Below are 12585 nucleotides of genomic sequence, written 5' to 3' on the forward strand. Positions count from 1 at the left end.
GTTACGTGGGCCCACGACCGCCGGGTTCCCTGACCGGGCTTGCGAGGTCAGGGAGCGGCTGGGGCTTAGCGGCTGCGGCGTTCGTTCGACGCCGGAGCGGACGCCCGGCGGGGTCCGCCGCTGCGTGCCGGACGGCCTTCGCTGGACCTGCCGTTGCCGCCGCCCGCGTAGGACCCGCCCGAGGTGCCACCGGTGTTCGAAGACCAAACAGCCGAGTTCGCTCCGGTCTTGCTTCCAGCGGGCTTGGCGCCGGCGGCTGCCCGCTGGCCCGTAGCCGGACGCCCGCCGCGCTGGCCGCCAGCGGCAGCACCCGTGCGGGGTGCGCCGCTGCGGGGTGCGCCGCTGCGGGGAGCCGAAGCGCCCCGGGCGTCGCTGCGTCCTTCGGCGGCCCGTCCGTCCGAACCGCGGCCGGCCGCAGCGCGGCCACCTGCAGCGGGAACATCGTTACGGTGCGCGCCGTATGAGGTGGAGCGGGCCCGGGCGCTGCGGCGTTCTGCACGCTCGGCATCCATCCGGTCCTCGTTCCGCTCGATCACACGATCTGCGGCGTTACGCGCAGCAGCCTGGCCTTCGTAGGCCACGGCGCGGCGCTCGGCCCGGGGAAGATCGGTGCGGGGAGCTTCAGTTCCAACGCGTCCGCGGCCGCCGCGGCCACCACGGCCACCGGCGGTGGGTGCCGCCTGGGTAGTGCGGCGGGCGCGCTTACGCTCGGCGTTGGCACCGGTGGAACTGCCGCCGCCCTGGTTGGACTTGGCAGCCAGCAGCGCGGCGCGGGTGCGCGGATCAATCTTGTCGGCCATGTCGCCCACCAGCTCGGCAACCAACGGGGAGTTGGCGGTGACGCGCTCGAAGTTGACGTCGACGCCGGCAGCCTTCATCAGCTTCTTGACGTCGGACTGCTGCTCCGGCAGGGTCAGCGTGACCACTGTGCCGTCGGAACCGGCGCGGGCGGTACGGCCCGAGCGGTGCAGGTAAGCCTTGTGCTCCGTGGGCGGATCCACGTGGATGACCAGCTCGACGTCGTCGACGTGGACGCCGCGGGCTGCGACATCGGTGGCGACCAGGACGCGGACCTCGCCGGAGGAGAACTCGGCCAGGTTGCGGTCACGGGCATTCTGCGAGAGGTTGCCGTGCAGGTCGACGGCGGGGATACCGGCGTCGGTCAGGGTCTTGGCAAGCTTGCGGGCGTGGTGCTTGGTGCGCAGGAAGAGCACCCGGCGGCCGGAACCCGAGGCAAGCTCAACAATCAGCTGCTTCTTGACGGTCTGGTCGTTGACCACCAGCACGTGGTGCTCCATGGTGGTGACCGCGGCCTGTGACTCATCCACGGCGTGGGTCAGCGGGTTGGACAGGTACCGCTGGACGATCTTGTCCACGCCGTTGTCCAGGGTGGCGGAGAACAGCATGCGCTGGCCCTGGCTGGGGGTCATGTCCATCAGCTTCTTGACCACCGGGAGGAAGCCGAGGTCGGCCATGTGGTCGGCCTCATCGAGGACGGTAATCTCGACGCCCTCGAGGGTCAGGATGCGTTGGCGGATCAGGTCCTCCAGGCGGCCCGGGCAGGCGATGACGATGTCGACGCCGGCGCGCAGTGCCTTTTCCTGGCGGGCCTGGGAGATACCGCCGTAGATCACTGTGGTGTTCAGTCCCATGGCCTTGGCCATCGGCTCGATCGTGGCATTCAGCTGGGTGGCCAGTTCGCGGGTCGGGGCCAGGACCAGGCCCATCGGGCGGCCGGGCTTGCGGAAGTGCTTCGCTTCCCGCTCAGCGAGTCGTGCTACAAGCGGGATGGCAAAGGCAATGGTTTTTCCGGAGCCGGTTCGGCCGCGGCCCAGGACGTCGCGTCCGGCCAGGGTGTCCGGCAGCGTCTTGACCTGGATGGGGAACGGTTCCACGATCCCCTGGGCGGTCAGGGTGTCGGCCAGCGCTTTGGGCGTGCCGAGGGCAGCAAATGTAGTCATAGGTTTCAAAGTCTTTCAGGCGGTATCCGTGCGGATATCGGCCCCCGGCGCCGGTTGGCTCAGGGGTTCGCCGAAGAAAAGTCAGGTGATCAACCGGCCAGCTGCTGGGTAAGCCGGCGGCCGGGACCAAATAGAACGCGTTCATCGACGCAGGATGTGCCTCTCACATGAAAAAACCCACTCCCTGAACGAAAACCGAAAGGAATCCGGCAGGGGAACCGGTTGATGAACCGGACCGATCATTCAAGACCAAAGTGGGCATCACTGCACATCAAGTTCACCTAGTCTATCATCCGGCAAGGCCAGAGCCGTTTCCTGCCCCAGCTGAGCACCCCGGGGCCAGGAACAGCGGGATGTGCGAGGGCGGCCGGGCCGGTAGCTGCGCGGCGGCCGGAATGTTCGCCGCCTCCGCCCGCAGGACCAGCAGCGCCTCCGTGTCGATCAGCTTGCGGGCTCCGGTCCGCTCGTCCAGGATCCAGAACAAGTCCATGGCCGCCACCGTCCGGATTACCTCACCCCGATGGAAGAGTTTCCCGTTGTGCCACGCCTCAATCCGGTCCCCCACCGACAGCTCCGCGCACGAATGAACCTGCCGCGCACCCCCTGCAGTCATTGCCCGTTCCCTCCCGGATCTTGTTCCTAGGTCCGGCTCCAGAGTCCCCCGCCGACGTTTCGCGAGCGTTTCCGGGCCGTGATTTTTGTGTGTCAATATTTCGGCAGCTCCGCTTTACCGGTGTCCCCGGCTGCCTTCCCCTGCCATGATGTGGGAAGGAACACACGAGCGGCGAGGACAGCAATGGCAGAGCACAATCATCCCGAGCACACCGACAACAGCGGCGCCGCCCAGATGTGGGACGAGCGGTACCGCAGCAGGGACAGGATCTGGAGCGGGCAGCCGAACCCGCAACTCATCGCCGAAGCCGCTGCCCTTCCGCCCGGAACGGCTCTGGACCTGGGCTGCGGCGAGGGCGCGGACGCCATTTGGCTCGCCAGCCGCGGCTGGGAAGTGTCCGGCGTCGACGTCTCCGCTGTCGCCTTGGAACGGGCCGGTGCCCATGCGCGGGAACGCGGCCAAAGCGGGAGCATCACCTGGCTCCGGCAGGACCTCAGCACCTGGGTGCCCACCGAGCTCTTTGATCTGGTGACGGCCCAGTTCCTGCATTCCACCGTGATGCCCTGGCAGCAGGCGCTGCAGCTGGCGGCCGCAGCAGTGCGTACCGGAGGGACGCTGCTTATTGTTGGCCACCACCCGGACGGGTTGCCGCCGTGGAGCCAACACCACGACCACTCACCGGAACGGTTCTATACCGCCGAAGACCTGGCCCGCGAGTTGGGGATTGCGGCGCCGGAATGGCAGCTCGACGTCGTCGACACCCGCCATCGCAGTGCCACCGGGCCTGACGGCGAGGCAGCCGCGCTGACCGACGCCGTACTGCGCGCCACCCGGCTGGCAGCCCGTTAGGCAGGCGGACGTACACGGCGGTTCAGGGTCTAAGCCCGCTTGTTGTTTCGCTCGTGCACGAGCGACAAGGCCAGCTTGGGACACAGCTGGACGGCGTCCCGCGCGGCTTCCAGGCTTCCCGCGCTGACAGGGACGTCGGTGCGGTTGCCGGACCGGCTCCGCCGCGGCACCGGGTAGCCCCAATCGTCGCGGGCCAGCAACGCCGGCAGCAGCTCGGTGCACAGCCCGCGGCCGTCGCATTTGGTCCAATCGATATGCAGCGAGTCGCTCATGCCGCACGTCCGCCCTGCCGCAGGCAACGGCCGGTGAGATGGGCCTTGACATCGTCGGCAAAGATGTCCAATGCGCTGCTGACCAGTTGGACGGTGCCGTCGGGATGATGGCAGGCACCTCGGCCGGAGACGAGTTTGCCGAGCCGGTTCAGCTCCCCGGTCAGCCGCGGGTTGGGTTCACCGGAGGCAATCCGGTTCAGGACGCCGGCCATGGCGGGAAGGCCAAACATACACGGTCCGCATTGTTGGGCGGATTCCCCCGCCAAATAGCTAAGGATCCGTGCCGTGGCCGCCAGCCCGCACTGGTCCGCGGGCAGCGCATGGATCACGCCGGCCCCGGGGCGCACCGTCTGCCCGTCCGGGCCGGCGGGCGATATCCGGTAGTCCAGCGGCCTGACCCAACGGCCGTGATATCCGCCGACCAACACGGCGGAGAGGGAACGGGCGTCAATTCCGGCGTCGCGAAGGATCACGCCGAGGGCAGCGTTTCCGGCAACCTCCTGCACTTGTGCCGGCCCCGGTCCGGAGACCGTGACGAGGCGGGTGCCGGGGTCCGCCGGTGACCCTGCGCTGCGGAACCAATCGGCACCATAGCGGGCGATGAGACCGATGTGGGCCAGCGTCTCGACATTCAGAACCAGGGTGGGGCGGCCTTTGAGCCCGGATTCGGCCAGCCGGCGCCGCTTGTCCAGCGGACGGGCGGCACCGGTGGCAATGGCATTGACCGCGGCGCTGGCTTCCCCGGCGATGAAAGCCTCCGGTGCCTGAACCAACCGGATCCGGCGTGCTGCCGGCCGCTCGGCAATCGCAGGTGCCGCCTCATCGAGGCTCCCTGACGCTGCGTAGAGGTACATCTGCGAGCCTGCCACTGCGCGGTTGGCCACCAGCAAGCCGTCAATCACCAGGTGCGGGGCATTGGCCAGCAGCGTCCGGTCCTTGAAACTGAGGGGTTCGCCCTCGGCTCCGTTGGCAATCACCACCGGACGCGCCGGCAGGATTCCGGCCGAGCGGGATTCCGCAGTCACCGCCATCTTGCGCCAGGAGGCGAACGAAGCACCGCCCCGCCCGGTCAGCCCGGAGGCTTCCAGCACACGGATAAAGTCCGGTCCGATCGCTTCAATATCCAGTGGCCCAAAGGCCTCGAGATGGTCCTGCAGTCCAGCGTGCGCCCCGGCGGCGAAGAGCCGGTAGGTCCCCACCGGCGCCTGGGGCCGGAGAGCTTCGGCAAGCGAGGTGTTGGGCGGGGTCATGGCAGGCCTCCTTGACGGGCTTTGGACGTTTCGAGGAAGACGGCGGAAAGCCGCCAGATTACGGCGCCGCCGACAGCCGCCACCGACGCTGTGGCCAGAATCAGGAACCACGCGCCGGTCCCGTCGGTGCCGTTGCCGATAGCGTGGGCCAGCGCGATGGGCCAGACTGCGTAGCTAAGCAAATGGACGGCCTTGAAGGTTCGTTGCCCGATGCGATGGCGGAGCAGCCCCGTAATGACAATGGCAAGCACGAGGTCCAGGGCAACCGTTCCCAGCCCCTGCCAAAACGGCCGATAGCCACTGAGGAACGGGACAACCACATCGACCACGTTGAGCTTGGCGAAGGAATCCAGCAGCAGCGACCCCACGTGCAGGCCAAGGAATACCGAGGCGAGGACGGCGAAGTTGCGGTGCAGGAGGGTGACGGAGAACCGCGGCAGGATCAGCAGCGGCCTGCCCGAACGGGTCAGGATGCCCAGCAATACCGTTGCTGTGAACAAAGCCAGGGAGATAAAGCCGCTCACCCGCCCAAAAGCCCACATGGCCTCATCCACGGTGGTGGCCTCCCAACGCCGTCGGCTGCTCGCTGGGCCACCCACCGGTGGTGATGATCCGTCCTTGCTGGTCAACAAAACGGCCGGCAATGCCCCGGTCCCGGAACCAGTCCACGGCACGAAAACCCCGGACGACGCCGGCGGTACTGAACGCGTTGGCCTCCAGGCACGTCGGGGCCGCGACTGTGACGGAGCGCCACACAGTTTCGGCGGGGAGGCCGAAGCGCGGATCCAGGATGTGGTGGACCTGCGCACCCGCGTGCTGCCACCGTCGTTTCTGGGTGCTGGAGGTGGCCATCGCGGATCCCGCACCGAGGCTCAACTGCTGGGCCGGATCGTCATTGACATCCTGGACGAGCACCTGCCACCCGCCGTCCGGTGCCGGACCGGCAGTGGCCAGGTCCCCGCCAAAGCAGGCCAACACACCGCAGCCCAACTCGGAGTAGACCTGATCGGCCGCCCGATCCGCGGCGATGGCCTTGGCGGTGGCGCCAAGGTCCAGGCGGATGTCGCCAGGGACTTTCAGAGTCCGCCCGTCGATGCTAATGCGGGTCCATCCTGCGCGCGCCCTGGCAACGGGATGCCCCGCAGGGCCCGAAGCCGTCCCGCGCCCGCCGCGGGGGAACAGCCTGACGCTCACGATGTCCCGGTCGTAGCCCAGGGCTTCCAAGTCCCTGCCCAAGGTGGGATCAACGTCGCCCTCGGTCCAGAGGGCGGCGTCGAGGGCGCGTTCGACGAGCAGCGCCAGCAGCGGGCTGACCTGGGCGCCCGCGGCAAGTTGCGGACCCAGCCTGGCCAGTTCCGAATCGTGCCTGAACCGGCTGCAAGCAACGTCAATATCGGCGAGGGTCCGCCGGACAATGCCAGCGGCCGCTGTGAGCGCGCCCGGTTCGGTTACGGTGACGCCGGCTTCCAGGCCCCAGACGGTCCATGATGCGCTGGCAGTCATTTCAGGATCCCGACGATTTGCCGTGGACGGCTCCGCCGCTGCCCGGCTGCACGGGTGTTATTCCGGAGTAGCTTTTGATCTGGCGCCCACTACTGCTATTCGAACTGCCGCTCCCGGTGGACGACGAACCGGTGGACCCGGTGCTGGTGGTGGCTGCCGTCTTCGTGCTTGGGGTGGCGGCGTAGACGACAGCCGATGCGATCCCCGCGGTCACAAGGCTGCCCGCCGCGACGGTGACGGTGATGCCGGCGGCCAGTCGTTTGCCGCTGCTTCGAGTGTCCATGGCCTGCTCCTAGAATTCCGCGGTGAGAATGCCGCTACCTCAATAGTCCTCCCGGATTCTTTGTGTTTTCTTAGACAATGCTGTCCCCCGGATTTGAGTCTTCCCGGCTTGTCAGCGGCCGGCGAAGCGCTCAGGCAAGCGGCAGGGTGACCACAATAGAGGCCCCGCCCTCCGGTGGATGCGGCTCTACGCGCACGGTTCCGTGGTGCAGCGAGACAATCTCGGCCACAAGCGCCAGCCCAAGCCCGTAATGGCGCGGCTTCCCGGTGGCGGGAGCCTCGGGGCGGGCGGAGGCGAACCGTTCAAAGGCGCGCGCCTCTGTCCCGGCGGCAAAGCCGGCTCCGTCGTCGGTGACCCGAAGCACTGCGTCCCTGCCGCGGGTACTGACGCTGATGCGGACTGCGGTCCTGGCGTGGTCCAGTGCATTGGAAATGAGCGCGGTGAAGACCCGGCCCAGCGACACCGCGGACCCGCGGACGACGACGGGCTCCTGCGGGAACTCTGTTTCCAGCCGGAGGGACTGTGACTCTGCCTGCCCGCCGGCAAGGGCTGCGGCGCCGCCCCCGACGACACAAAGGTTGACCGGTGTGAAGTCTGCCGCTCCCCGGGGGTCGGCCGCCATCAGCAAGTCGTCCAGGATCCCTGTCAGCAGCTTTGAGTCATTGACGATGCCTTCGACGCCTTTCGCGATCTCCTGCGGTGCCGGAGCCGCACCGGAGCCCATCAGCCGCCGGCGCAGCAGCTGCGCCCTGGTGCTAAGCAACGTCAACGGAGTCCGCAGTTCGTGGCTGGCGTCGGCGATGAACCGGCGCTGCAGTGCCACACTCTCCACCAGCGGAAGCATGGCACGCCTTGCCATCCATACGGAAGCGGCTGCGGCGAGGACCGCGGCGGCCGCTCCGGCAACCACCAGTGCGAGGATCAGCCGGTCCGACTCCTCCTGCCGTTCTCGCTGGTCGACGGCGGCCTGGACCACCCTGCCGTCGTGGAAAGCGGTTAAAACGGCATAGGTCCGGCCCGCTACCTGGACTTTCCCCCGTTCGCTCCCGCCGGCCACACTCACGCGGGAGATGGCAGCGACGTCCGGCAGTCCTGCCGGCATGTTGCGTGAAACACTCAGCTGGCCGTTGCTGGAGATGGCCAGGAAGACGTCCAGCGGGGCATCCCGGGTTGAGTCAATCAGGGTGGCCCCCACCAGTTTCCGGTTGTCTGCTTCATCGGCGCCGGCGGCCACGACGGAGAGCATAAGTCCACCCATAAGCGCGAGCAGAACCACGATAAGCGCAGCGAACTGAACGGCGAGCCGCACCACCGCGCCCTTCGAGTCAGTGCTGGCACGGGACCTCAACGGATTTCTCCGAGCCGGTAGCCGACTCCGCGGACTGTCAGCACCGAGGACCGGCCCAGTTTCTTCCGCAGGTAGTGCACGTAGGTGTCCACGACGCCGTCGTCGTCGGCATCCGGGAATACCGCGCTGACAAGGCCTTCCCGGGTGAAGATCTGGCGGGGGCTGCGGGCCAGCTGGGCCAGCAGCTCACTTTCCCGCTCGGACAGGACAATGACCGTTCCGGTGGCTGAGGTGACCGTGCGGCCGTCAACGTCCAGCATGCCGCCCGGGACCCGGACGGCGCCGGCCCGCGTCGGATGGCGGCGCAGCAGGGACCGCAGCCGGGCAAGGAGCTCGTCGACGTCGAAGGGTTTGCCCAGGTAATCCTCCGCGCCCCGGTCAAGGCCTTCCACGCGGTCCGCAGGATTGCTCAGCGCAGAGAGGATAAGTGCAGGGGCATCCACGCCGCGGTCCCGAAGCCGCTCAAGAACGTCCAGTCCTTCGATGGCCGGGAGCCCCCGATCCATCAGCAGCACGTCGAACTCCTGGCTGAGACCCTCATGCAGGGCGCGTTGCCCGTCCTGGGCCAGCACCACGGTGTAGCCCTCGCCCGCAAGCAGCTCGCTGAGCATTGCGGCCAGGCTTGAATCGTCTTCCACCAGCAGCACCCTCGGCCCAACCGTCATGGTCTGAAGTATAGGTCCGGCGCCAGCGCCGGAGCCGTGCGGGGGTGCCGTGCGCGGCTGGCCCGCGGGGGTGCCCTGCGGCGGTGCCGTGCGGGGCTGGCCCGGCCACCCAGCTCGCGGCAACCGGGCAACATAAGGGCGGACGCCGGGCCCTAACCCTTCGACCTCCCCCGGCCGGGCCTCGCCGATGCCTGCGGCGCGGCCACCCGCGGGGCGACCACGACGACGGCGGCGGCGATCACCGCTGTAAGCGCGAAGACGCCGGCAAAGGAGGCCGCCAGCGCGCCCGCCGTGGTGAACGCGGAAAAGACAATTCCCGTGGTGGCGAGGGACAGGGCACCGCCGAGCGAGTCGGAAATGGACATCGCGGAGCTGTTGAAGCCCTCGTTCTGCTTGCTGGACAGGCCCAGGGTCATCACGCTGAGGCGGGCGTACATCAGCCCCATGCCGCCTCCGGCGAGTACCCACGCGGCGATCGCGACGACGGCTGGCCAGCCGAGGACCGTGGTCACCAGCACCAGGGCGATTGCGGCAAGCACCAACGCCGCGCCGATTCGGACTGCTCGGCGGTGATCCAGGCGCTCCCCGAGCCGGCCCTGGACTGCGGAGCCGGCGGCCCAGGCGACGGCGCCGCCGGTCAGGGTGAGCCCGGCGAAAGTGGGTGTGAAGGAGTATCGCTCCACCAGCAGGTAGGGCAGGTAAACCTCGGCGCCGAAAAACGAAGCAGCCGCTAAGCCGCGGGTGAGGATGACGCTGGGGAGGCCGCGTTGGGCGGTCAAAGTGCCCTGCGGCACCAGCGGGCGGACGGCGATCAGGGCCACGGCCACGGCGGCAACGGCCACGACTCCGCCGGCCACCGGAAGCCGGACGGAGAGGTTCAAGCCGAGGACGGCGAGCGCCGCGAGGGTAGCCCACGCAAGCCGGCCATAGCCCCAGGCCTTCCGCGCACCGCCAGTGGACATGTCCACCGGCGGTGCGCCTTCCGGGATGTCGGCGTCGGGCGTGCCGTGCAGTCCGCGCAGTGCCGGCACAATCATGAGCAGGGCCGGAACCACAAGCCCCACTACGCCCAGGAAGACCCAGTGCCAACTGGCCAGCTGCGCCACGAGGCCGGCGGCGAAGGGGCCCACCAGCGAAGGAATCACCCAGGCCGCGGAAAAAGCGGCGAAAATCTTCGGGTGCAGTGCCCGCGGATAAACCCGGGCGATCACGACATACAGCGCCACCGTAATTGCGCCGCCGCCGAGGCCTTGGACCAGGCGGCCTGCCACGAGGGCCGGCATACTCCCGGCCGTTCCGGCGGCCAGCAGCCCAACCGCAAACATGGCCACGGACGCGTACAGCGGCCCCACCGGGCCGTGCCTGTCAGACCAGTTGCCAGCGGCCACCATGCCAATAACGCCCGTGGCGAACGGCCCGGCAAACGCCAGGGCGTAGAGGGCAGCCCCATCCAGCTCACGGCTGACCACCGGCATGATCGTGGTCACCGCCAGCGATTCGAAAGCGGCCAGGAACACCAAGGCGCAGGCACCCAGGGTCACGAGTAAATAGTCGCGGTCGAAGATGCCTGCTGAATTTAGGCTCGAAACGCGGGCGGGTCGGAGTGCGGGCATGGCCTGATCGGTGGTCAGGGACGCAGCTCTAAAACATCAACCAAAACTGAGGTAGTGCCGGTCCGGGGGTTTGCTGGAGCTTTCAACGAATAACGCCAGAAGGTTAAGGGAAGCATGCCACAGCAGGCCCTTCGCGCCCTAGCGCGGGATTCCCGGCTCACGCTGCCGCAGCGCCAGCGCGGCGGTCACGGCCGCGGACGGCGAATGCAGCCATTTAGTGAAGCCGGCGTCCGGCGCTTCCAGGTTTAAAGTCACATCCGGGGTGCTGGGCATCAGACGGTGGTCAGCACGGGGGCGGTGAGCTTGCCGTCGCGCATGGTGGCGACCGAGTCGGTCAGCGGGACGAATTCGGTGTCGTGGGTGACCATAACGGTGGCGACCATAAAGTCGTCGGTGACACGGCGCAGGAGCCGGACGATCGAGCCGCTGCGTTCGTGGTCCAGGGCCGCGGTGGGTTCGTCCACGAGCAGGACCTTGGGATCGCCCATCAGGGCGCGGGCGATGTTGACCCGCTGGCGCTGGCCGCCGGAGAGCTGGTGCGGCCGTTTGTCCGCACTCGAGGAGAGTCCGACGACGTCGAGCAGTTCCGCGGCTTTCGCACGGGCGGCTTTGACGGACTTTCCGCGCAGGTGATCGCCGATGATGAGTTGTTCGGCGGCCGTCAGGGACGCGAGCAGGTTCGGTTGCTGGAAGATGATGCCGATCTTCTCCCGACGCAGCGCGGTGAGGTCCTTGTCGCCGAGCCCGGTGGCGTCAGTTCCGTCGATGATCACGAGGCCACGGGTGGGGCGGACGAGGGTGGCGGCGGCGGCGAGGAGACTGGATTTGCCGGAACCTGACGGACCGACGAGGGAGACCATCTGACCCGCCTGTACGGTGAGGTTCACAGCGTCAAGGGCCTTGATGGTTCCGTCCCCGTCCGGGTATTCGAGGCTGACGTTGACGAGGTGGAGGGGACCGCGCTCGGAGGTGCGGGAGCTGGAGGTAGAGGACATGGTGTTGTTTCCTTTCAAAATGTGCACGGGCCGGGATCTGCGCTGCGGACGCGGCCAGGCGTCCGGGGAGGTTTTAGTTCCCGCCGAGGGCGATGAGGGCGTCGACCTTGGTGACGCGGCGGACCGCCAGCGCCGCTCCGGCAAGGCCGAGGGCGATGATTCCAAGGATGGGCAGGAGTGTTGTTGCGGGGTTGACCAGGAAGGGGGCTGCCTGGGCGGCGAAGAAGCCGCCGAGGATGCCGATCCCGCCGCCGAGTCCGGCCCCGGCCAGCAGCACGACAGCGGCCTGGGTGATGGCGTCACGCAGGATGTAGGCACTTGATCCGCCCATCGCCTTCAGCACGGCGATGTCGCGGGTCCGCTGGACGGTCCATACGGTCAGGAAGGCCACGATGACCAGGGCGGAGATGCCGTAGAGGAACGCCTGCATCAGAAGCAGGGAGCCGTTCTCGCTCTTGTAGGACCCCAGTGCCTGGAAGGATCCGGTGCGTGTCGCACTTACGGTGCGGGCTGCTGCGTTCGCGGCTGCCTCGTCAACGGAGGCGCCGTCGTTGTAGGTGACGGCGGCGACGGTTCCGAGCTGCTCCGGGTCGCTCAGGTGGGCCAGCTTCGACCAGGCGGGAAGCGCTGTCCAGACGACGCTGGTGTGCGAGTACCACTGGTCCTCGACCACTGCACTGACGGTCAGTTCGATTCCCCCGACGCTGGCCCTGTCCCCGATTGTCATGGAAAGGGCTTTGGCGACGGTTTTGCCGATCACCACGGTGTCCGCGGTGACCCGGGACGGCGCCAGCCGGGCGTCCGGCGAGACACCGAAGACTGCGACGTTGGTGGTGCCGGTACCCGCCCCGGTATCCGCGGCCACGGCCTGGAACCGGGTCTGGCTGATGCCCACTGCCTCCGCGTTCCGGACGCCGGCCCGGTTTCTCCAGCTGTCGAGCTGGGCGGCGGTGACTTCGCTTTCGGTGAAGGAGGCCTTGGGCTCGTTGGTGCCCGGGGCGCCAAAGACGATGCTGTCCACTGCCTTGGCGTCGACTCCCCCGCCGTTGGTGGCGCCGAGTTTGTCAATGGCCGACGTCGACTGGTCGCCCAGCCCGGCTGTGAGTCCCGAGAGCATAACGAGCAGCAGGGTGATCAGGGCAACGACGCCGCCCATCAGGGCAAACCTGCCCTTGGCGAAGCGGATATCGCGGATGGCAAGAAACACGTTTGTTCTTCTTTCAGTGGGTGAGG

General features: G+C 68.0%; 14 protein-coding genes. 1 reads left to right on the forward strand and 13 read right to left on the reverse strand.

Going from position 1 to position 12585, the window contains the following annotated elements; translation table 11 throughout:
• Positions 1–65: 65 nt before the first annotated feature.
• Together QI450_RS14745 and QI450_RS14750 are read right to left on the reverse strand one after the other, a co-directional pair.
• Entirely contained in the window at positions 66–1961 is a 1896-nt protein-coding gene (locus tag QI450_RS14745) for a DEAD/DEAH box helicase (protein WP_226775304.1), read from the reverse strand.
• Between the two features lie 289 nt (positions 1962–2250).
• Positions 2251–2574, reverse strand: a complete 324-nt coding sequence (locus tag QI450_RS14750; RefSeq protein ID WP_226775303.1) for a hypothetical protein — start codon at positions 2572–2574, stop codon at positions 2251–2253.
• Positions 2575–2757: 183 nt separating this feature from the next.
• On the opposite strand from QI450_RS14750, the gene QI450_RS14755 reads away from it, so the two are divergent.
• On the forward strand, positions 2758–3423 hold the full coding sequence (locus tag QI450_RS14755) for a class I SAM-dependent methyltransferase (RefSeq protein ID WP_226775302.1): 666 nt from the start codon (positions 2758–2760) through the stop codon (positions 3421–3423).
• A 29-nt stretch (positions 3424–3452) separates the two neighbouring features.
• Here the strand turns inward: QI450_RS14755 and QI450_RS14760 are convergent, their stop codons facing one another.
• The 11 genes from QI450_RS14760 to QI450_RS14810 all read right to left on the reverse strand — a co-directional run bounded on the left by QI450_RS14760 (position 3453) and on the right by QI450_RS14810 (position 12559).
• The gene (locus tag QI450_RS14760) at positions 3453–3695 is read right to left on the reverse strand and encodes a ferredoxin (RefSeq protein ID WP_226775301.1); all 243 of its coding nucleotides are present in this window, start codon (positions 3693–3695) and stop codon (positions 3453–3455) included.
• Entirely contained in the window at positions 3692–4945 is a 1254-nt protein-coding gene (locus tag QI450_RS14765; RefSeq protein ID WP_226775300.1) for an NADH-ubiquinone oxidoreductase-F iron-sulfur binding region domain-containing protein, read from the reverse strand. The genes QI450_RS14760 and QI450_RS14765 overlap by 4 nt, the downstream gene beginning before the upstream one ends.
• Positions 4942–5499, reverse strand: coding sequence for a ferric reductase-like transmembrane domain-containing protein (locus tag QI450_RS14770; protein ID WP_226775299.1), 558 nt, complete (start codon positions 5497–5499; stop codon positions 4942–4944). Before QI450_RS14770 ends, QI450_RS14765 begins: the two co-directional genes overlap by 4 nt.
• Positions 5492–6448: an FAD:protein FMN transferase gene (locus tag QI450_RS14775; protein WP_226775298.1), complete on the reverse strand. Its 957-nt coding sequence runs from the start codon at positions 6446–6448 to the stop codon at positions 5492–5494. Before QI450_RS14775 ends, QI450_RS14770 begins: the two co-directional genes overlap by 8 nt.
• Position 6449: 1 nt before the next feature.
• Entirely contained in the window at positions 6450–6731 is a 282-nt protein-coding gene (locus QI450_RS14780; protein ID WP_226775297.1) for a hypothetical protein, read from the reverse strand.
• 130 nt (positions 6732–6861) lie between these two features.
• Positions 6862–8079 (reverse strand): HAMP domain-containing sensor histidine kinase, encoded by a 1218-nt coding sequence (locus QI450_RS14785; protein WP_226775296.1) that lies wholly within the window; start codon positions 8077–8079, stop codon positions 6862–6864.
• On the reverse strand, positions 8076–8744 hold the full coding sequence (locus QI450_RS14790; protein ID WP_226775295.1) for a response regulator transcription factor: 669 nt from the start codon (positions 8742–8744) through the stop codon (positions 8076–8078). The genes QI450_RS14785 and QI450_RS14790 overlap by 4 nt, the downstream gene beginning before the upstream one ends.
• Positions 8745–8896: 152 nt before the next feature.
• Complete coding sequence (locus QI450_RS14795; RefSeq protein WP_282468041.1) at positions 8897–10357, reverse strand: MFS transporter; 1461 nt, start codon at positions 10355–10357, stop codon at positions 8897–8899.
• A 138-nt stretch (positions 10358–10495) separates the two neighbouring features.
• Entirely contained in the window at positions 10496–10630 is a 135-nt protein-coding gene (locus tag QI450_RS14800; RefSeq protein WP_256446903.1) for a hypothetical protein, read from the reverse strand.
• Positions 10630–11352, reverse strand: coding sequence for an ABC transporter ATP-binding protein (locus tag QI450_RS14805; protein WP_226775292.1), 723 nt, complete (start codon positions 11350–11352; stop codon positions 10630–10632). The genes QI450_RS14800 and QI450_RS14805 overlap by 1 nt, the downstream gene beginning before the upstream one ends.
• A gap of 73 nt (positions 11353–11425) precedes the next feature.
• Positions 11426–12559 carry an ABC transporter permease gene (locus QI450_RS14810; protein ID WP_226775291.1) on the reverse strand — a complete coding sequence of 378 codons (1134 nt, stop codon included), beginning with the start codon at positions 12557–12559 and terminating at the stop codon, positions 11426–11428.
• Positions 12560–12585: the final 26 nt, after the last annotated feature.

The sequence above is a fragment of the Arthrobacter sp. EM1 genome, assembly GCF_029964055.1.
GTDB lineage: Bacteria > Actinomycetota > Actinomycetes > Actinomycetales > Micrococcaceae > Arthrobacter.